The sequence below is a fragment of the Sphaerobacter thermophilus DSM 20745 genome, assembly GCF_000024985.1.
GTDB lineage: Bacteria > Chloroflexota > Chloroflexia > Thermomicrobiales > Thermomicrobiaceae > Sphaerobacter > Sphaerobacter thermophilus.
This window is the reverse complement of the sequence record NC_013524.1, coordinates 352,439-371,739: the sequence shown is the minus strand read 5'-3', so window position 1 is coordinate 371,739 and position 19,301 is coordinate 352,439. Positions and strand designations below refer to the sequence as shown.

Annotated in this window: 15 protein-coding genes and 1 tRNA gene; 13 read left to right on the top strand and 3 right to left on the bottom strand. The window is 68.7% G+C overall.

All coding sequences use genetic code 11. From position 1 onward, the window contains the following. Positions 1 to 357: 357 nt before the first annotated feature. The gene (acnA, locus tag STHE_RS13895; RefSeq protein WP_012873224.1) at positions 358 to 3,135 is read left to right on the top strand and encodes an aconitate hydratase AcnA; all 2,778 of its coding nucleotides are present in this window, start codon (positions 358 to 360) and stop codon (positions 3,133 to 3,135) included. Between the two features lie 224 nt (positions 3,136 to 3,359). Here the strand turns inward: acnA and STHE_RS19575 are convergent, their stop codons facing one another. Continuing rightward, entirely contained in the window at positions 3,360 to 3,908 is a 549-nt protein-coding gene (locus tag STHE_RS19575) for a methylated-DNA--[protein]-cysteine S-methyltransferase (protein ID WP_012873223.1), read from the bottom strand. A 112-nt stretch (positions 3,909 to 4,020) separates the two neighbouring features. Between STHE_RS19575 and STHE_RS13885 the strand changes: the two genes are divergently transcribed. The 3 genes from STHE_RS13885 to STHE_RS13875 all read left to right on the top strand — a co-directional run bounded on the left by STHE_RS13885 (position 4,021) and on the right by STHE_RS13875 (position 8,014). Next, positions 4,021 to 4,338, top strand: coding sequence for a hypothetical protein (locus STHE_RS13885; protein WP_012873222.1), 318 nt, complete (start codon positions 4,021 to 4,023; stop codon positions 4,336 to 4,338). A gap of 283 nt (positions 4,339 to 4,621) precedes the next feature. Further along, the gene (locus STHE_RS13880; protein ID WP_012873221.1) at positions 4,622 to 7,255 is read left to right on the top strand and encodes a M16 family metallopeptidase; all 2,634 of its coding nucleotides are present in this window, start codon (positions 4,622 to 4,624) and stop codon (positions 7,253 to 7,255) included. A gap of 84 nt (positions 7,256 to 7,339) precedes the next feature. Further along, on the top strand, positions 7,340 to 8,014 hold the full coding sequence (locus tag STHE_RS13875; protein ID WP_148220103.1) for a chlorite dismutase family protein: 675 nt from the start codon (positions 7,340 to 7,342) through the stop codon (positions 8,012 to 8,014). 43 nt (positions 8,015 to 8,057) lie between these two features. Here STHE_RS13875 and STHE_RS13870 read toward each other — a convergent pair whose 3' ends face one another. Both STHE_RS13870 and STHE_RS13865 read right to left on the bottom strand, forming a co-directional pair. Further along, positions 8,058 to 8,891, bottom strand: coding sequence for a DUF92 domain-containing protein (locus STHE_RS13870; protein WP_012873219.1), 834 nt, complete (start codon positions 8,889 to 8,891; stop codon positions 8,058 to 8,060). Positions 8,892 to 8,914: 23 nt separating this feature from the next. Continuing rightward, a complete protein-coding gene (locus tag STHE_RS13865; protein WP_012873218.1) occupies positions 8,915 to 9,163 on the bottom strand; it encodes a hypothetical protein in 249 nt (82 codons plus the stop codon). Between the two features lie 154 nt (positions 9,164 to 9,317). Between STHE_RS13865 and STHE_RS13860 the strand changes: the two genes are divergently transcribed. From STHE_RS13860 to STHE_RS13820, 9 genes are all read left to right on the top strand, one after another. Beyond that, positions 9,318 to 9,389: transfer RNA gene (locus STHE_RS13860), tRNA-Lys, on the top strand. 962 nt (positions 9,390 to 10,351) lie between these two features. Beyond that, a complete protein-coding gene (locus STHE_RS13855) occupies positions 10,352 to 11,530 on the top strand; it encodes an NAD-dependent epimerase/dehydratase family protein (protein WP_012873217.1) in 1,179 nt (392 codons plus the stop codon). Between the two features lie 120 nt (positions 11,531 to 11,650). Continuing rightward, positions 11,651 to 13,105, top strand: a complete 1,455-nt coding sequence (locus tag STHE_RS13850) for a lipopolysaccharide biosynthesis protein (RefSeq protein WP_012873216.1) — start codon at positions 11,651 to 11,653, stop codon at positions 13,103 to 13,105. Then, positions 13,102 to 14,436 (top strand): hypothetical protein, encoded by a 1,335-nt coding sequence (locus STHE_RS13845; RefSeq protein WP_012873215.1) that lies wholly within the window; start codon positions 13,102 to 13,104, stop codon positions 14,434 to 14,436. Before STHE_RS13850 ends, STHE_RS13845 begins: the two co-directional genes overlap by 4 nt. After that, positions 14,437 to 15,669 (top strand): glycosyltransferase, encoded by a 1,233-nt coding sequence (locus STHE_RS13840; protein WP_012873214.1) that lies wholly within the window; start codon positions 14,437 to 14,439, stop codon positions 15,667 to 15,669. Between the two features lie 47 nt (positions 15,670 to 15,716). Beyond that, on the top strand, positions 15,717 to 16,334 hold the full coding sequence (locus STHE_RS13835) for an acyltransferase (protein WP_012873213.1): 618 nt from the start codon (positions 15,717 to 15,719) through the stop codon (positions 16,332 to 16,334). 5 nt (positions 16,335 to 16,339) lie between these two features. After that, a complete protein-coding gene (locus STHE_RS18175) occupies positions 16,340 to 17,089 on the top strand; it encodes a GNAT family N-acetyltransferase (RefSeq protein ID WP_012873212.1) in 750 nt (249 codons plus the stop codon). A 35-nt stretch (positions 17,090 to 17,124) separates the two neighbouring features. Next, positions 17,125 to 18,165: a Gfo/Idh/MocA family protein gene (locus tag STHE_RS13825; protein ID WP_012873211.1), complete on the top strand. Its 1,041-nt coding sequence runs from the start codon at positions 17,125 to 17,127 to the stop codon at positions 18,163 to 18,165. Beyond that, positions 18,155 to 19,291 carry a DegT/DnrJ/EryC1/StrS family aminotransferase gene (locus tag STHE_RS13820; protein ID WP_012873210.1) on the top strand — a complete coding sequence of 379 codons (1,137 nt, stop codon included), beginning with the start codon at positions 18,155 to 18,157 and terminating at the stop codon, positions 19,289 to 19,291. The genes STHE_RS13825 and STHE_RS13820 overlap by 11 nt, the downstream gene beginning before the upstream one ends. The last annotated feature ends 10 nt before the right edge of the window (positions 19,292 to 19,301 follow it).

Sequence of the window (19,301 nt, the reverse complement as noted above, 5' to 3'; positions counted from 1 at the left end):
ACGCATGCCTGTTCCGCACGGGCTGGCGTCACCACATGATGCCACGCTAGTACCACCGCGGTGCAGTGCCATGATAGTGCATGGCAACAACCTGCGGGGAGCGGGCTGCGAATGCCGCCCGCGCCCGGTGTGGCATGCGCGCCCCGCCGAACCCGGACGTGCCCTGATCCATCGATCCATGCCGCTGGGCCAGCAACGTTCGGCAGCCCTGCTGCGAAAGGCATGGTATTCTGGAGACACAGGGCGCGCGAGCCGGATATGGGACTTGTCGCGCCCGCGCCCGAGACGGGCACTTGCGATGCGTGACGAGTACTGGACGACCGGCCGTCGCTCTCACGGTACGAGAGGGAGGACTAGATGGCAGTCACCCGTGACCCCTTCGGCGCACGCGCGGAACTCTCTACACCACACCAGACCGTGACCTACTACCGCCTCGACGCCATCGCGGATCAGGTCGCTGTTGGACTCGACCGCCTGCCGTACACGATCAAGGTGCTGCTGGAGAACGCGCTGCGCAACGCGGGCAATGAACCCTTCAGCGCAGAGGACGTCACGACGCTCGCCCAGTGGAGACCGGGGGAGCGGGAGGTTCGTGAGTTCCCATTCCTCCCCGGCCGCGTGCTCCTGCAGGACTTCACCGGCGTCCCCGCCGTGGTGGACCTCGCGGCGATGCGCGACGCGGTCAAGCGCCTCGGCGGCGATCCGAAACGCATCAACCCGCTCGTCCCGGCTGACCTGGTGATCGACCACTCAGTCCAGGTCGACGTGTTCGGCTCCCGCATCGCCTTCCGGCGCAATGTCGAGCGTGAGTACGAGCGCAACCGCGAGCGGTACGCCCTCCTGCGCTGGGCACAGAGCGCCTTCCGTAACTTCCGGGTCGTCCCACCCGGCACCGGCATCGTGCACCAGGTGAACCTGGAGTACCTGGCCACTGTGGTAACCGCGCGTGAGATCGACTCCGAGACGGTGGCATTCCCCGACACACTGGTCGGCACCGATTCCCACACCCCGATGGTGAACTCGCTTGGCGTGCTGGGCTGGGGCGTCGGCGGGATCGAAGCCGAGGCGGTCCTGCTGGGCCAGCCGATCTACCTGCTCACTCCTGAGGTCGTTGGCTTCCGCCTCGTGGGTGAGCCGCCCGAGGGTGTTACTGCAACCGACCTAGTGCTGACGGTCACCCAGCTCCTGCGCCAGACCGGGGTGGTCGGCCGGTTCGTGGAGTTCTTCGGCCCGAGCGTGCGCCACCTGAGCCTGCCCGATCGGGCAACGATCTCCAACATGTCGCCCGAGTACGGTGCGACTGCCACGATGTTCCCGATCGACGACGAGACGCTCCACTACCTGCGCTTCACGGGCCGGAGCGAGGAGCTGGTGGACCTGGTCGAGCGGTATGCCAAGGAGCAGGGCCTCTTCCGCACCGACGACTCGCCCGAGCCGGTGTTCGACCAGATCGTCGAGCTCGATCTCTCCACCCTGGAGCCGAGCGTGGCCGGACCGCGCCGGCCCCAGGACCGCGTTCCTCTGTCCCGCGTCAGCGAGAGCCTGCGCGAGGCCTTCAAGGATCGCATCGGCGCCTGGGAAGCGGCGGCCGGCGGCACCGCCTCGACGCAGCCGCTGGAGGCAGTCGCCGAGGAGACGGCGGCGGTGGCTACCGCCGCACCGCCGTCCGGCGGCGTGCCCGTCCGCATCGACGACCAGGTTGTGGAGTTGAACCACGGCTCGGTGGTGATTGCCGCGATCACGAGCTGCACCAACACCTCGAACCCGGAGGTGATGATCGCTGCCGGGCTGCTGGCCAAGAAGGCGGTCGAGCGCGGCCTCGACGTCAACCCGGCGGTCAAGACGAGCCTTGCGCCCGGTTCACGCGTCGTCACCGCCTACCTCGACCGCGCCGGGCTGACGCCGTACCTCGAGGCGCTCCGCTTCCACCTCGTCGGCTACGGCTGCACCACCTGCATCGGGAACAGCGGTCCGCTGCCCGAGCCCGTGGCCGAGGCGGTGCAGGAGCATGACCTGGTGGTCGCCGCGGTCCTCAGCGGGAACCGCAACTTCGAGGGCCGTATCCACCCGCAGGCCCGCGCGAGCTACCTGGCGTCGCCGCCGCTCGTGGTGGCCTACGCCCTCGCCGGGACGTTGAACATCGATCTGTCCCGCGACCCGATCGGCTACGACCCGAACGGTGAACCGGTCTACCTGCGTGATATCTGGCCGTCTCGTGAGGAGATCCAGGAGACGATCGAGCGCGCCATCACGCCGGAGCTGTTCCGTGAGCGCTACGCCGACGTCTTCACCGGCGACGAGCACTGGCAGGCACTCCCGCTCCCTGAGCAGGGTGACCTGTTCGAGTGGGATCCTGAGTCGACCTACGTCCGCGAGCCAACCTTCTTCCAGGACCTCACGCTGGAGCCGGAGCCGCCGACCGATATCACCGGGGCGCGCGTGCTGTGCTATCTGGGCGACTCGGTCACGACCGACCACATCTCTCCCGCCGGGTCGATCCCGGTCAACAGCCCGGCCGGGCGCTACCTGATCCTCAACGATGTGCAGCCGCGGAACTTCAACAGCTACGGCTCGCGCCGCGGCAACCACGAGGTGATGGTGCGGGGCACCTTCGCCAATATCCGGCTGCGCAACAAGCTGGCCGACGGCCGGGAGGGCAACTGGACGACGCACCTGCCCACGGGCGAGGTGATGTCGGTCTACGACGCAGCCATGCGCTACCAGGAGGAGGGGACGCCGCTCCTCGTGCTGGCCGGCAAGGAGTACGGCTCCGGCAGCTCGCGCGACTGGGCCGCGAAGGGCACGCGACTGCTCGGCGTCCGTGCCGTCATCGCCGAAGGCTACGAGCGCATCCACCGGAGCAACCTGATCGGGATGGGTGTCCTCCCGCTCCAGTTCTTGCCGGGGCAGAGCGCCGAGGGGCTCGGCCTGACCGGGCGCGAGGTGTACGAGATCCGCGGCATCGCCGACGGGCTGAAGCCGGGCCAGACGCTCCCCGTGCGCGCCACCCGCGAGGACGGCAGCACGTTCGAGTTCCAGGTGCTCGTGCGAATCGACAGCCCGACCGAGGTCGAGTACTACCGCCACGGCGGGATCTTGCCGATGGTGCTGCGCCGCCTCGTGACTCAGGACTGACGCGCACACAGGCACCGATCGATGGAGCACCCGTGGCCGCGCCGGTTCCCGCGCGGCCACATCGTTTCGTGCCGCATCGCCTGCGCTGTCTCGCGACCGCGGCGATCGGTCGTGTGACCATGTCATCCTCAGCCAAGCCGCGCCTGGCGCCCGGCCGGCCCCGCTCACGATGACAAAGTTACGCTATTGGAAGGTCGGGATACTGGGACGCCCCACACCGGATGTCACGGCAGCGCACCGCGGCAGCGTGCCTCAAGGTCCAGGAGCGCCCGCTTCACCGCGAGTCCACCGCCGTAGCCCGTAAGCGACCCGTCGCTGCCAACGACGCGATGGCAGGGGATGATGATGGCCAGCGGATTCGCTCCGTTCGCCGCGCCGACCGCGCGGACCGCACGCGGCTGACCGATGCGCTCGGCGATCTGCCGGTACGTTGCCGTCTCGCCGTAGGGGATCGCCGCCACCGCCGCCCAGACCCGCCGCTGAAAGTTCGTGCCCACCGGGTCGAGCGGTACTGTAAAGCGCTGCAGCCGGCCTTCGAAGTAGGCGGTCAACTCTTTCCGAGCCTGCTCCGCCAGCGGTCCACCCTCAATCACGGTGGCGTCCCGGCCGTTACGCAAAGCCTCTCGCAGGCACTCCTCGCGCGACCGGCCCGGGACGGTCACCACGCGGAGCCCGCGAGGACCGGCCGCGACCCAGACCGAACCGAACTGAGTCTCCACCTCTCCGACCTGGAGCACAAGGCCGGGCATCTGGGTGATCTCTAGTTCGAGCATGGTCCCCTCCTCGCCGGGTCCAGCTTACCCCAACGCGCGACCCCACAGGGAACGGCACGCGAGGTGCGATTCGTCATCGCCTGGTCCCTACGTACCACGAAAGGAGCCTGCCGTGCCACATAGCGCGAGGGATATTATCGAGCGCGAACTCGGCCAGTTGAACTGGTCCCACGCGTGGTCGCGCGAGGCGCTTATGGAGCACTTCCGCATGGCCCCCACCGTTCGTCAGGTTCTGGCCGACCACCTACCGAATCGAACATTCCGCTCCGCAAAGGAGGTGGCGGAAGCTATTCCTCAGAGCGCCTGGCAGCACATCGAGCACATCTACGAGAGCGGAGCCGACAGCAACTTCCTGAAGTCACGTGCAGCCAACTTCCAGGGCCAGGGTGAGACACCGGGCACGGGCCACCTGGCGGACGAAGGCCAGTAGATCGAGCGGGTGAACGGCGCGAGGAGAGTCGAGCACCTGGCTGCGGCTGATCTACGACCCGTGCCCACGGCCCGACTCGATAGAGATGCTCTCGAGCACGCCCACATCCGCGGCGGACCAGATCGCCCCGTCCAGCACGCCCGCAACGCCGTGCGGCTCCGCGCTTTCCTGTGCCCGCGTCGGACCAGCGCGAATAGACGCGGTGGTATAACGGAGGCGCACAGGCTGCGGAGGCGACATGATCGTCGCGGACTTGGACAGGGCTTAGCCGGTGGGAGGGGACATGGCGGACGTCGCGCAGACATTGAAGGCGACACTTGACAACGGACTCACGGTCCTCATCCGCGAGGTCCACCGTGCGCCGGTGGCATCGTTCTGGGTCTGGTACCGTGTCGGCGGCCGAAACGAGGTCCCCGGCATCACGGGCATCTCCCACTGGGTCGAGCACATGGTCTTCAAGGGGACGCCGACCTACCAGCCGGGTGAGATCTTCCGCGAGGTGAATAAGCACGGCGGCACGCTGAACGGCTTCACCTGGATCGACTACACCGCGTACTACGAAACCCTGCCCGCGCCACAGATCCTCCTCGGCGCCGACATCGAGTCGGATCGGATGCAGAACGCCGTCTTCGACCCGAGCGAAGTCGAGAGCGAGCGCACGGTGATCCTCTCCGAGCGAGAGGGGAACGAGAACCAGCCGACCTTCCACCTCCGCGAAGAAGTGGTCGCGGCGGCCTTCCGCGCGCATCCCTATGGCCAGGGAGTCATCGGGTTCACCTCCGACCTTCGCCAGATCACGCGGGACGACCTGTATCGACACTACCGCACCTACTACACGCCGAACAACGCGACCGTGGTGGTCGTCGGTGACGTCGACGCCCAGGCGATCCTGGCCGAGATCGAGCAGCGCTTCGGCGCGATCCCATCCGGCCCGGAGCCGCCGCCGGTGCGCACCGTGGAGCCGCCGCAGAATGGAGAGCGCCGCGTTGTGGTGCGGCGTCCGGCGCCGACGGCGACGTTGTTGATGGCCTTCCACGCCCCGCGTGCCGAGGACCCCGACGCCCTGCCGATGGTGGTGCTCGACACCGTCCTCTCCGGCGGCAAGGCGATGGGCTACGGCGGCGGTGGCGGCATGGGGCGCAGCTCGCGGCTCTACCGCGCTCTCGTCGCCAGCGGCCTGTGCAGCGCGGCAGGTTCGTCCTTTTCCCTCACCATCGACCCTTATCTCTTCAGCGTGTCGGCCACGCTCGTGCCGAGCACCGAGCCTGCGCGCGTCGAGGCGATCGTCCAGGAGGAGCTGGCCCGGCTGCGCGAGGAACCAGTGCCCGAGGACGAGCTTGCCCGCGCCATCAAGCAGCTCCGCGCGCAGTTTGCCTACGCCGGGGAGAGCGTCAGCAGCCAGGCGTACTGGCTCGGCTCGCTCCACACGGTGGCACCCGGAGTCGACCCCGACACCTTCCTGGACCGCCTGGCAGCGGTGACTCCGGACGACGTGCTCCGGGTCGCCCGCGCCTATGTCACTCCCGACAAGATGACGGTGGGCTGGCTCGAGCCGACCGCCCCCGCTCCGGCGACCCCCGCCGCTGATATCGGCCCGCTGCCGGTGCGGCCACACTTCTTCTCGGATGCAGCGGGCAGCAGCCCCGACTCCCTCCCCACGCCGAAGCTCGACGTGCAGGAGCGGACGTTGGCCAGCGGGCTCCGCCTGCTCGGGCACCACGATCCGACCAGCGACGCGGCGGTGCTCGAGCTGCGCCTTCCGGCCGGTGCCATCGCCGACGGCGAGACGCCGGGCCTGGCACGCTTCACCGCGCAGATGCTCCCGCGCGGCACCGCGCGCCGCACGTTCGCCGAGTTGAACGAGGAGCTCGACAGCCTGGGCGCCGCGCTGTCGGTCAGCCCCGGGCGCGACTACGTCGACATCCGGGCGACGTGCCTCAAAGAGGACGTCGGGCGGCTGGCCGAACTGCTGGCGGAGGTCGTGCTCGAGCCCACCTTCCCGGAGGAGGAGATCGAACGGCTACGGGAGCAGTCGCTGACCGCGCTTCGGCAGATGCTCAACGACACCCGTGCCCAGGCAGCCTACACCCTGCGCGCCACGCTCTACCCGGAGGGGCATCCGTACCACCACCGGGCGATCGGCACGGAGGAGACGCTTACCGGCATGAGTCGCGACCAACTGGCGGACTTCCACCGCCGCCTCTACCGGCCGGGACACGCCATCCTGGCGGTGGCCGGTGGCGTGCCCGTCGAGGCCGCCTGGGAGCACGTCGCCCGTGCCTTCGAGGGCTGGGAATCAGGAGACTCCGTGCCAGCTCCCGAGATCCCGCCGGTCGACGCACCACCCTCCCGCGTGCGACGCGAGGAGCAGATCGCCGGCAAGAGTCAGGCCGACATCGCAATCGGCCTCCCGGCCCTGGCCTGGACTGATCCCGACTACCACGCGCTCCGCGTCGCCAACGTCATCCTCGGTCGGCTCGGGCTCATGGGACGCCTCGGCGCCCGTGTCCGGGAACGCCAGGGGATGGCCTATTACGTCTACAGCACCCTGGAGGCGAGCCTGGGACGTGGACTCTGGGCGGCATACGCGGGCGTCAACCCGGTCAACGTCGAGCGCGCCGTGGAGAGCATCATCGCGGAGGTCGAGCGTCTCCGCGGTGAACTCGTAGAGGATGAGGAGCTGGCCGACGCCAAGAGCTACCTCATCGGCAGCCTTCCCCTCAGCCTTGAGAGCAGCGGCGCCATCGCCTCGATCATGCTCGACATCGCCTTTCACGGCTTCGAGCTCGATTACGTCGAGCAACTGCCGGCCCGGCTCAACGCGCTGACGCGTGAGCAGATCCGCGACGCGGCCGCCCGCTATCTCCTGCCCGACCGGATGGCGATCATCGTGGTCGGCCCGGACGGCGAGACATAAGACCTGCCCCTGCCGTCGGTGCTACAATCCGGCCGGATGGTGGGCGCTGGCCCACCTGGGTGCAGGAGAGGAGTACCCACACTGATGAGCGGTTCGACCCGTTTCACGGTCTTCTGGCTGTACAAGGCGCGGCCGGAGTGGCGCACGCTGGCCGACTCCGAGCGCAAGGAAGGGCGCGAAGCCTTCCTGCGCACGCTCGATGCGCACCGCGATACCGTCACGCTCCGCGCGGCCTACTCCACCGTGGGCTTCAGCGCGGACGTGGACCTCATCCTGTGGACCATTGCGGACGACGTCGACGCGCTGCAGGCACTGGCCGTCGACCTCAACCGCACGCCGCTCGGGCAGCACCTGGAGATGCGTCACGCCTACCTGGGCCTGGCGACAGCATCCCAGTACGACCCCGAGCATGGACCGGCCTTCCTCAAGGGCGTGCCGCCGAAGAAGTATCTCAGCGTCTACCCCTTCACCAAGACGCCGGAGTGGTACCTGCTGCCGTTCGAGAAGCGCCGTGAGCTGATGCTGGTCCACGGAGAACTAGGCCGGGAGTTCCCGACGATCCTGACCAACACCGTAAGCTCGTTCGGCATCGCCGATCAGGAGTTCGTCGTCGCGCTGGAGGACGACGACCCAGCGCAGCTTGTCGCCATGGTCCAGCGGCTCCGCGCGGCGGAAGTGCGGGTCTACACAAAGGTCGATACCCCGATCTTCCTCGGCCGCCGCACGGACCCGCGTGAGGCGCTCCTCGCTCTCGGCTAGCGCCGCTAGGCCAGCCCGTCCCGTGCCGCCGGGGCGTGGACCGTCATCCCCGGCGGCCGGGCCGGCGCCTCGCCAACACCAGCGCCGTTATCGCCCCCACCGCGGACCCGATAAGATTCACCACATCGTTGTCGATCCAGGCCACACCGCGCGCCGGGATCGTCGGCGTGCCGCAGGAGTGGACCCGCCGCTCAGTCTCCTCGCCGCAGCGCGGGCACCGGTAGACTCCCTGCACCGTAGCGCCGGCGACGCTGTCCGCCAGCGATCCCGCCAGACCCGCGAGCGTCCCCAGCGCAACCAGCTCCCGCCGTGGTCTGCCGAGCGAGCCGATCAGCCCGATCGTCGCGCCACCCGCGGCTGCCGCCGCGAGGCCCAGTGGGGTGACTCCGCCCGACAGCCCCGGCCGCACCTGGCGCCACGTCACGATCGACCGCGGAGGCCGCCGACTCAGCAATCCGATCTCGGTCGCCCAGGTATCACTCGTCGCGGCCGCCATCGCGCCGAGGAATGCAGGGAAGGCCGCCTCCGGTTTCCCGGTGATCCCTGCCACGACCGCGGCGCCCGCCGCCACCCCGCCGTTCGCGAGCACCTGTCCCGCGTCCCGCCGGGATCCCTTGTTCGCCACGGCCGCCATCGCAGCCTTGCGCTCCCGTCCCACCTGGGACAGCGCACTCGACAGCGTGAAGAACCCGACCAGCACCGCAGCCCAGCGCCCGCCCCCTACGGCAAACACCGGCGTCCCGACCGCCACCGCTGCAGCAGTGCCGTCAGCCGTGAGCGCTCCTCGCCACCACCCGGCCACCGCGACCGCGCCGGCCGCTCCCGCGCCGAGCACCGCGCGGCCTAGAAGACCCCCGGTCCTCCCCACCCGTACCACCGACCTGCTCCGTTCCCCGCGCCTCACGGCCCGAAGAGCTTCACCACCTCATCGGCGAGGATCTCGAATACGTAGCCCTCGACCTCCGCCACCGCCGGGCTTGAGATCTCACCATACCGGATCAGCACGGTGTAGCCTTCAACCTCGACCTCGCGCGTCGCGTCGAACGAGAACGGGTGCCGCGGGTTCCCGTGAATCCGCCGCGTCCCCCCGACTCGCTCGACCGCCTCCATTACCAAGCGGTACGCCGTCGCCTCATCCAGCGCCACCATCGGCTCCTCTCACTGTCGCCGCCCGCGCAGACCCTGCCGCGCGTCCCTAGCATACGGCATCCACCCCGACGGCCCGCCACGCCCTGCCGGTCCAACCCAGCGGCGGCCTCGAGTCGACCGAATGCGGTAGAATTACTAAGGAGAGTCCTCGCGGGGGCCCGTAGCTCAGCGGTAGAGCAGCGGACTTTTAATCCGTGGGTCCTGGGTTCGAATCCCAGCGGGCTCACCTCCCGACTTCCGGATCAGGACGCGGAAAACGGCACCGCCCCGATGTACGACTCGGGGCGGTTTTCGCTCGCCTGACCCCTATCCTGACCCCTATGAGGTTGTCCTATGATCGGACGGGCGTTGCTAGGCGCGAAGTGCGCGCTCGACCTCGTCCATCGCCTCGCGTGCGAGGTCCGGGGCCACGTGGGTGTAGACCTCCATGGTGAGACTGAACTGGCTGTGCCGCATCAGCTCCATCGCCACCCACGAGTGCACTTAATGGGCGGCAGGCAGCACCCGAACCCACGGCGTAGCCCGTTCCTCCCTGCCCACTCAATTGTGACGTGGCTCGGTAGCGGTTCTCGGATTCACCTCCAGATCCACCTTCAAGCATCTGAGAAGAGAACCCGGCGCGATCAAGTTAGGACAGGTCAATTTCTCATACTTAACTACCAAGCCGGCCACCAGATACCCCGGCACTCAGCGAGCGGTCGATCTCCCTAGTCCTCACATGTTCCGGGCGGGTTGACATCCGCGACAGGACTCCGCCACCCACCCGGTTTTCCTAATGCGCGGTAGCACCTATTGGCTAGTCCGGAGGTAACCAATATTTCCTAGATAGATTCCCTCGCCCAAACTCTTTATTCAGACCGTCTAGAACGCGACTTGCAAGCTATACCGCTGGTTCTTGGGATTGCCCCAAGGACGGCCGTAGGAGACGCGCATGCCCGCTTCCACACAAGGCCTGACTCCACCGGGCTGGTGATGGTGGCAAGCCAGCCACTGGTGAGAGTCGCGGCTACGGGCTGCGGCCCCGACGCGAGGGCGCGCCACCTATGGACCGCCGGAACGGCGACAGATCGGGTCGTAACGCCGTGGGAGCGCCTGAGAGCCAGCGGGGCGCCGGGGGACACCGAAGTCCGGAGCATCGGCTCTGGGCTCGGAAAGACCACGGCGGGGAATCTAGGAAGGGGAAGGACTGTGCGAATTCTCGTGCTTGGCGGCGATGGATATCTGGGCTGGCCGACGGCCCTGCGTTTCTCGGCGCGCGGCCACGAGGTCGGCATTGTCGACAACTTCCTCCGCCGCCACTACCACGTGGAGCTGGGGACGGACAGCCTCACGCCGATCCGTCCGCTCCAGGAGCGCGTCCGCGCCTGGCATGAGGTGAGCGGGCGCGAGCTTCAGGTCTTCATCGGGGATATCACGGACTACAGCTTCCTTGAGCCGGTCATCCGGGACTTCGCTCCTGATGCGGTGATTCACTATGCCGAGCAACCTAGTGCCCCCTACTCGATGATGGACCGCGCCCACGCTGTCTTCACCCAGACCAACAACGTTGTGGGCACGCTCAACCTGCTCTTCGCACTGCGCGATCACGCGCCCGACTGTCACCTGATCAAGCTGGGAACCATGGGCGAGTACGGCACGCCCAACATCGATATTGAGGAAGGCTTCATCGAGATCCACCACAACGGGCGCTCCGACATCCTGCCGTTCCCGAAGCAGCCCGGCTCCTTCTATCACCTCTCCAAGGTTCACGACAGCCACAACATCCAGTTCGCCTGCCGCGCCTGGGGGCTGCGCTGCACCGACCTCAACCAGGGCGTCGTGTACGGCATTGAGACCGAGGAGACCGTTCAGGACGAACGGCTGATCACGCGCTTCGATTATGACGAGTGCTTCCGCACGGCCCTGAACCGCTTCTGCGTCCAGGCTGTGATCGGCCACCCGCTCACCGTCTACGGCAAGGGCGGCCAGACGCGCGGCTTCCTCAATATCAAGGACACGCTGCAGTGCGTGGAATTGACCGCCAACAACCCCCCGGCGGAGGGCGAGTATCGGGTCTTCAACCAGTTCACCGAGCAGTTCACGGTGATGCAGTTGGCCGAGGTGGTGGCGAAGGCCGGAACTGAGCTGGGCCTCCGAACGGAGATCCGTCCGATCCCCGACCCGCGCGTCGAACAGGAGGAACACTACTACAACGCGAAGCACACCAAGCTCATCGACCTCGGCCTGAAGCCGCACTACCTCTCGGAGGAGCTTGTTGAGTCGATGCTGCGGGTGATCCAGCGGTACCGCGACCGGGTCGTGATGGACCGGATCGTTCCCCGCATCACCTGGCGACCGGCACGGGCTCGGGAAGAAGCCATCGCGTAGTCGCGCCGGTCGCGCCCGCGGCATCGCACTCTGGCGGGCCCTGGTCCCGGCCACGCGCCGGGACCTCGGGCCCGGTGGGGCGGTTCCGCGCGGCGGGCGCGGGGAAAGGTACGCGGGTCGATGGAGACCGAGACGAGCGCCGCGGCACGCGTGCAACGCCCGTTCCAGCGAGTGCTCGTGGCGGACGCGGTGCGTTTGGCTCCGGGGATCGCGAGCGAGCTGCTGCGCGGCTTCGGCGTCAGCCTGATCCTGGGACGCTACGTGCCGGCTGCAGCCATGGGCGTCTTCACGCTCTTCTGGTTGTCGCAGACCTACGCGGCCGCGCTGGCGACCGGCTGGCTGCAGAACGCAGTGATCCGGTTCTTGCCGGAGAACGGCGCCCGCCTTCCGCGATACCTGGGGTTGATCTGGGGCACCGTGGCCCTCACCGGGCTGGTGGCGGCCGCGCTGGCGTTGGCGCTCGGCACGCTCTGGGGCGAGCGGTTCCGCTGGCCGTACCTCGCTTGGACAATCGGCGTCCTCTGCGGCAACGCGCTCTATACCCTCTTCCAGAGCACGCTACGAGGGGTGTTCGATCAACGCCGGTACACCACGAGCGCCATGCTCCTCGCGGTGATCGAAGTGCTCCTCCTGCTTGCGCTGCTCCCACGGGCGAGCGATCCAGCCGGGACCGCGCTGATGGTGATGGCCGTCAGCTACTTGCCGGTGCTCGCCTGGCAGTACCGGCGCTTGGGCCGGCTCGCCAGGACCACGGTGCTCGCAGCGGGATCGCAGGAGAGCACGCGCGTGCTGCTCCGGCGTAGCGTGGGCTATGGTCTCCCGCTCGCGCTGTCGGGGCTGATCGTCACGCTGCTCCAATCGGGCGACCGCTACCTCCTGGCCGGCCTGGTGTCCCTCCGCGATCTGGGCATCTACACGTTCTGGATGAGCATCGGCCTGCAGTTCGGCCGGGGGATGTACAACCTCGTCTTCGCCGTCCTCAATCCGCGCCTGTTCCAGCTCCATGGGACCGACCCGGCAGGGGCCAATGCCTGGGCGCGTGCGCTCGGCGGGACCTATGTCGCGGTTTTCCTGCCGCTGGTTACCGCGATTGGGCTGGTCATCCCGGGCGCCCTGGCGCTGCTGAACATCCGCAGTGAGTACGTCGCGTCGGGGCACCTGGTGCTCTTCGGGCTGGGCACGGCGTTTCTCTTCGGTCTGAGCCAGCTCTGCGGGAAGCGCCGTGAGTTCGAGGCGCGGACCGGCGTCTTCGTTTGGGCAGCGGGGCTCGGCGCCGCGGTCATGGTCGTTGGGGTCTATCTCCTGGTTCCGGCCGCGGGCATCGAGGGCGCAGCCATCGCGACGCTGGCGGGCGTCGCCACCTACTGCGGGGTGCTCGCGGCGGTGTCCCGCACGGTTCCGTCACCCCTGGCGATGATCTGGGGGGTGATCGGGTGCCTGGGCCTCCTCGCCACTGGACGGTTTTTTGCAGGCACCAGCTTCGTCGGGGAAGCCATCGCGATCTCACTGGTCGGGGTGCTCTACGCACTTCTGGTATGGCCGCGGCTGCGGCGCTTGAAGGTAGTGGGGCCATGAGCGGCGTGGCGCGGGCCATGGCGTACCGCATCGACGGAACGCCGGCGCAGCGATGCGTGCTGCTGTGCCTGGTCGCCCTGTTGCTCTCGGGGCTGGCAGTACGGAGCCTGCAGTCGCGCGCCGACGTGCTCCTGTACGCCCTCCTGGTCATTTCGTTCGCGGTGTCCGGCATCGCGCTCCTCCTGGAGGGCGGCTCGCGCCGGGGCGATGGACAGGATCCGATCGAGCGACTCGCCGCGGTGGCGCTCGGGGTCTGGCTGCTAACGGGCGTGCTGGTTGCCTGGGGGCTGCTGCTCTCCGCCTTCGCGGGTCACGACGTCTACGTGAGCCTCTCCTGGGCTGTCCGCCTAGTCCCGCTGGCGCTGTTCCCGGCCTTCGCGTTTGCCTTCCGGACCGAACACGCTTGGCTCCGGCTGTTGGTGGGCATGGTGCTACTCGGCACCGCCTCCGCGCTGCTCGACATCGCCGCGTGGTTCCGTAGCCGCGAGACGCTGATCCGACTGATGTCCGCCGACTTTTCGAGCATCGACTACTTCTACGCCTTGCTCGCGGCGATGACGCTCCTCTTGCTGGTACCGCTGCCCCGATGGATGGGGCTGCTGCTCATGGCCTCGCTCCCAGTGTTGCTCTTCCGGATGCTGCTGTCGGTTGCCCGGGCGTGGTACGTCATCGTAGCCGTGGTCGCGGCCTACAGCGTGGTCGTCGCCTGGCGCTGGCTGCCTCGCACGCGCCGCAGGATGGTCCTGGTCGGTGCGGCGGTGGTGGCGGCACTCGCCGGGCTGGTCGGGAGCGGGCTGCTCGGGGACGCACCCATGGCCTACCTCGCCGCATCCGTGGAGCGGTTCGCGGTCCTCGACACCTCCCTGCGGTACCGCTGGGCGGAGGTGGCGACCGCCTTCGCCTACGGCGGGCCGCTCGGCGCTGGCTGGGGTGCCCGAGGCGACTTCGAGGAGGCGCTCCTCTTCACCTCGGCGAGCTACTACTTCGCGGTCAAGCCCTACGTCCACAACTTCATCGCCTTCATGTTCTGGAAGCTGGGTCTACTGGGCCTGGGGACGGTCGGCCTCCTGGCCGGCTACCTGGTCCGGCAGGGCTGGGCTGCGGTCCGGCGGCGCGATCCACTGGGTCTGGCAGTGCTCGGGCTGTGGCTCGCCTGGGGGAACCACAGCATGGTCAACATGAACTTCGGACGACCCGAGTTGAACGTCTGGGCCGCGGCCTGGCTGGGCTATCTGGAGTGGCGCCGGCTCCAGACGCCTGCCGCTCGCCCGGCGACGCCTCGCCCGGTCGTCGAGGCACCGCCCGGCGGGGCTCTGGAAATGGGGGACTGAGTGCGGGTCTGTGTCCTGACGGTCGGACGCTCGGCGTTCAGCCAGCCACTCTACGGGAAGGAGGCAGCCAGCCTCCAACGGGCCGGGCACGCCGTCACCATCATCGCACCGTGCCTGGCGAGCGAGGACCCGGCGGACCCGACCACCAACCCGCTGGGGATCCGCGTCGTGTCCCTGATGCGGATGGGCTGGGGGACGCGTCGGGAGAAGCTGCAGGCGCTTCCGCGGCTGCTCCGACTGGCGCTCCGGGAGCGCGCCGATGTCTACCAGGCCATGGAGCTGCAGAGCCTGCTGGTCGGCGCCATCGTCAAGCTGCTAACTCGTGCGCGGCTGGTGTACGACGCGCGCGAGCACTACCCGCTCGCCATCGCGGTCAACAGCCGGCGCGGGCCGGTCGCGACGCGCCTGATCTACGCCGTCTTCTGGCTGCTCGAAGCGCTGCTCATCCGCCTGTTCGTCGACCACGCCTTCGCAGTGGACCGTGGATGCCTGGAGCGCTTCGAGCGGTTTGGCCGCCCGGCGAGCCTGCTGACCAACTACCCACGGCTCACGTTCGCACCGGCCGAGCTGCCCCCCCGCGAGGAGCGGCCCGCCGACCGGCCGTTCCACCTGCTCTACACGGGCTTCACCCGGCGGCGAGTGGCGGTGGTCGAGACGATCCAGGCGGTCGCGCTGCTGCGGGACGCCGGGATCCCCGTGCAGGCCACCTTCCTCGGGCTGGTGGACGACGAGCCGTTCGTGCGGGAGTGCCGGGAAGCCATCGCCGCACTCGGCGTCCAGGATAGCGTGCGGCTGGTGGGGCGTGTCGGCCCCGAGGAGGTACGCCGCTACCTGGCGGAGGCCGACTGCGGTTCGCTCCTCTACCACCCCACGCCGTACACCGAGTACGTCACGCACCCGGTCAAGCTGTTCGAGTACATGGCCTGGGGCCTCCCGGTCATCTGCTCCAACCTGCCGAACATGAGCCGCTTCGTCCGCGACGGGGAGTACGGCCTGGTCGTCGACCCGCGCGACCCGGCCGATATCGCCGCCGCGATCACGCGGCTGGCCCGCGACCGGTCTCTCGCCGCCCGGTTTTCCGCGAACGGCCGGCGCGCCTTCCTGGAGCGCCACCACTGGGAGGTTCTAGAGCCCGGGTACGTCGGCGTCTTCGCGCAGTTGGCGCCGGACGCGCCGCGATCCGGCCCGGCCGGAGTGGAGCGCGCGGAGTCGGGCGCGCTGCCAGGTGACTAGCCAGCGATTACCGGGTGCGGCCGCACCCACATGAAGGGAGACACACCGTGGCACAGGTGCTGGAGATGCGGATCGGAGACGGGACGATCATCGACCCGAACGCCGAGGTGAGCGTCCCCTACCGGCCGGGCTGCGCGCCCACGATCATCGGCGACGACGGCATCGTGCGCAGCTTCGCGGTCATCTACGGGGACGTCATCATCGGTTCGCACTTCCGCTGCGGCCACCACGTCCTGATCCGCGAGCACACGACCATCGGCGACCATGTGACCGTCGGCACCGGGACCACCATCGATGGTCACGTCGAGATTGGCAGCTATGTCAAGCTCGAGAGTCAGGTCTACATCCCGACCCACACGTCGATCGGCAACTACGTCTTCGTCGGGCCGGGCGCGGTCTTCACGAACGACCGCTACCCGCTGCGCTTGCGTCATGAGTACGAACCGACGGGGCCGATCATCGAGGACAGCGTCACCATCGGTGCCCGCGCGGTGGTGCTGCCGGGCGTGCGGGTCGGCTACGGGTCGATGGTCGCGGCGGGCGCCGTCGTGACCAAGGACGTCCCGCCGTGGAGCCTGGTGATCGGGGTGCCGGGCCGGGTGATGCCCCTGCCGGAGCGACTCCGCCACGAGAACCGGGCGCGGTCATGGTTGCTAGAGGGGTGACGGAGATGGCAGCGGCGTCCCGACTGAGCCAGCCACGTTCACGCCCGGCGGATGAACGCGCCGAGACGTCCGGGGTCGACTCTGGGCTGTACATGATTGCGCCGCTCGCTCCCAGCGTCGTGGGCGATGTCGCGCGCGTCCACATCGCGAGCTTCCAGGACTCCTTCCTCGCGAGCCTCGGCGAGCGGGTGCTCCGGCACTACTTCCGAGCGTTCCTCGACTACCCACAGGGTTGCGGATTCGTCTGCCTCCACCGCCCGACCGGCGCGGTCGTCGGCTTCGTGTGCGGCAGCGAGGACGTCACGCGCCACTGGCGCGTTTTCCTCCGGCGCCGGCTGGTATGGGCGGCGCCGGCACTCGCGGCCCGCGTCCTTCGCGAACCACAACTCGCCCTGGCGCTCCTATCGCGGCTGCAGCGGGTTGCCGGACTCACCCGCGGCGCGTGCCGTACCGCGCCGATCACCCGCAACAGCACGGGCGTGCTGCCCCCGGCCAGTCTGATGACGATCGGCGTGGATCCGGCGCATCAGCGCCAGGGGATCGGCGAGCTATTGGTGCGCGCCTTCACCGGGGAGATGGCCCGCCGGGGTGTCCGGGTCATCAAGCTCGGGGTACGCGATGAGAACACGGCGGCACGCCGGCTCTACGAGCGGCTCGGCTGGCGGCCGGTCCGCGCGACGCGCGGGCCGGAAGGAACCGGCTGGATGTATGTGCGCGAGCTCGACGGGAGACCACCGGCTGCACCGGCCCACTAACGCGGGTTCGTATCGATGGAGGGGAAGGGAAGTGCATGACGCTTGAGACGCACGCCACCACGGCGGCACAGAACGGCCAGGCTACCGCAAGGGTCGGGGTCATCGGCTGTGGGCGTATCGCCGAGCGGCATGTCGATGCCTACCGGAAACTCGGCGCGACCGTCGTGGTGGCCGACCAGGACCCGGCAGCCGCCCAGCGGCTGGCCGAGGCACAGCGCGTCGCATGGCGCGGCTCACCAGACGATCTGCTCGACGACCCGGAGCTCGACGCAATCGACGTCTGCGTGCCGACCGCCGCCCACGCGAGCGTGGTCCTGGCCGCGCTGGAGCGCGGCAAGCACGTCTTCTGTGAGAAGCCGCTGTGCCGGACGTACGAGGAGGCCGAAGCGATCGCAGCCGCGCAGCGCGAGTCGGGCCGCCTCGTCATGGTCGGCTATCTGTACCGCTTCCACCCCGCGTTCCAGTTCGCCAAGCAGGTGCTCGAAGACGGGATCATCGGCCGGCCCTACTTCGCGATCTTCCGCCTGGGCGGGCGAGGCAGCCACCGCGCCTGGAAGCACACGACCGAGTCAGGCGGCGGCGCGACCCTGGAGATGATGGTCCACAACCTCGACCTGATCCAGTGGCTCCTCGGGTGCCCCGATGAGGTCGACCTGCTCCGGCGCTCCACGCTCCTCCCGGAGCGGCAGATCGGCTCGGAGCGAGTGCGGGTCAACGCCGAGGACTACGTGCTTGCCCGGCTCCGGGTCGGGGACGTGGAGGTGGTCTGCGAGAGCGACCTGGTGACGCCGTCTTACATGAACTACGTCGAGATCCAGGGCGACAACGGCTCGCTCTTCACCAGCATCCTGCACTACCTGCCCACCATCGTCTACTGCAAAGAGCCGCGCGGGGTCTTCAACCTCGGCAACAACACGCAGCAGTTCCCGCCCGTGAACCTGTTCGAGCGCGAACTCGGCCACTTCCTGGAGGCGCTGCGGAGCGACCGCACGCCCATGAACGGCGTGTCCGAGTCGCTGCAGCTCATGGCGGTGATTGAACGCATCCGTGAAGGGAGCCCGGTCGGTGGTAACTAAGCAGAGCCCGCAGGAGGAGAAGGTCATCCCGATCGCCCAGGTACGGTTCGACTCGGGAGAGATCGATGCCGCTGTGGCCGTGCTGCGCTCGGGCAACGTGCGGCAGGGAAAGGTCACCCGCGAGTTGGAAGAGCGCTTCGCGGCGATGGTGGGAGCACGCCACGCCGTGGCGGTCAGCTCCGGCACGGCGGCGCTGCATCTCGCCTGGCTGGCGCTCCTGGAGCCGGGAGATGAGGTGCTGGTCCCGGCCTTCACCTTCATCGCCACCGCCAGCACGGTGGTGTTCGCCGGCGGGCGCCCGATCTTCTGCGATGTCGATCCTGCCACCGCCACGCTCGATCTCGAAGATGCGGCGCGCCGCCTGACGCCGCGGACCCGCGCCATCGCGCCGGTCCACCTCTACGGCGGCGCCTGCGATGTGGACGGCATCCAGCGGCTGGCGCGCGAGCATGGCCTACGTATCGTCTGGGACGCGGCACAGGCCCACGGGACCAGTGTCAACGGGCGAGACGTCGGCAGCTTCGCCGACATGGTCTGCTACTCGTTCTACCCGACTAAGAACATGACGACCGGCGAGGGCGGCATGATCACGACCAACGACGACGCCCTCGCGGAACGCCTCCGCCTGCTCCGGAGCCACGGCCAGGAGCGGAAGTACGAGCACACGCTGCTGGGCCTGAACTACCGCCTGACCGACGTGCAGGCGGCGATCGGCTTAGTGCAGCTCGACCAACTGCCGGGCTGGCTGGAGCAGCGGCGCGCCAACGCCCGGCGGCTCGATGCGCTGCTCGCCGGCCTGCCGGGCATCACGACGCCTACCAGCCTGCCGGGCGTCGAGCATTCCTACCACCAGTACACGATCCAGATCGACGCTGCAGCGGCCGGGATCACCCGCGACGACCTGCAAGCGGCGCTCGCGGCGCGCGGGATTCAGTCGGCCGTCCACTACCCGCGCCCACTGCACCGGCAGCCGGTCTTCGCCCCGGAGCACGGGGCGACCAGCCTGCCGGTGAGCGAGCGGCTCGCGGAGTCGGTCCTGTCGCTGCCGGTCCACCCGGCGTTGACGGAGGACGATCTGGAGCGCATCGGCGCCAGCGTCCGGTCGATCGTCCTGGGCGAGGCGTGACGGAACACTG

Excerpts from the sequence above, each read along its gene's own strand:
- acnA (WP_012873224.1), top strand. The coding sequence starts at position 358 with ATGGCAGTCACCCGTGACCCCTTCGGCGCACGCGCGGAACTCTCTACA.
- STHE_RS19575 (WP_012873223.1), bottom strand. The coding sequence starts at position 3,908 with ATGCTCGAACTAGAGATCACCCAGATGCCCGGCCTTGTGCTCCAGGTC.
- STHE_RS13880 (WP_012873221.1), top strand. The coding sequence starts at position 4,622 with ATGGCGGACGTCGCGCAGACATTGAAGGCGACACTTGACAACGGACTC.
- STHE_RS13875 (WP_148220103.1), top strand. The coding sequence starts at position 7,340 with ATGAGCGGTTCGACCCGTTTCACGGTCTTCTGGCTGTACAAGGCGCGG.
- STHE_RS13865 (WP_012873218.1), bottom strand. The coding sequence starts at position 9,163 with ATGGTGGCGCTGGATGAGGCGACGGCGTACCGCTTGGTAATGGAGGCG.
- STHE_RS13850 (WP_012873216.1), top strand. The coding sequence starts at position 11,651 with ATGGAGACCGAGACGAGCGCCGCGGCACGCGTGCAACGCCCGTTCCAG.
- STHE_RS13845 (WP_012873215.1), top strand. The coding sequence starts at position 13,102 with ATGAGCGGCGTGGCGCGGGCCATGGCGTACCGCATCGACGGAACGCCG.
- STHE_RS18175 (WP_012873212.1), top strand. The coding sequence starts at position 16,340 with ATGGCAGCGGCGTCCCGACTGAGCCAGCCACGTTCACGCCCGGCGGAT.
- STHE_RS13825 (WP_012873211.1), top strand. The coding sequence starts at position 17,125 with ATGACGCTTGAGACGCACGCCACCACGGCGGCACAGAACGGCCAGGCT.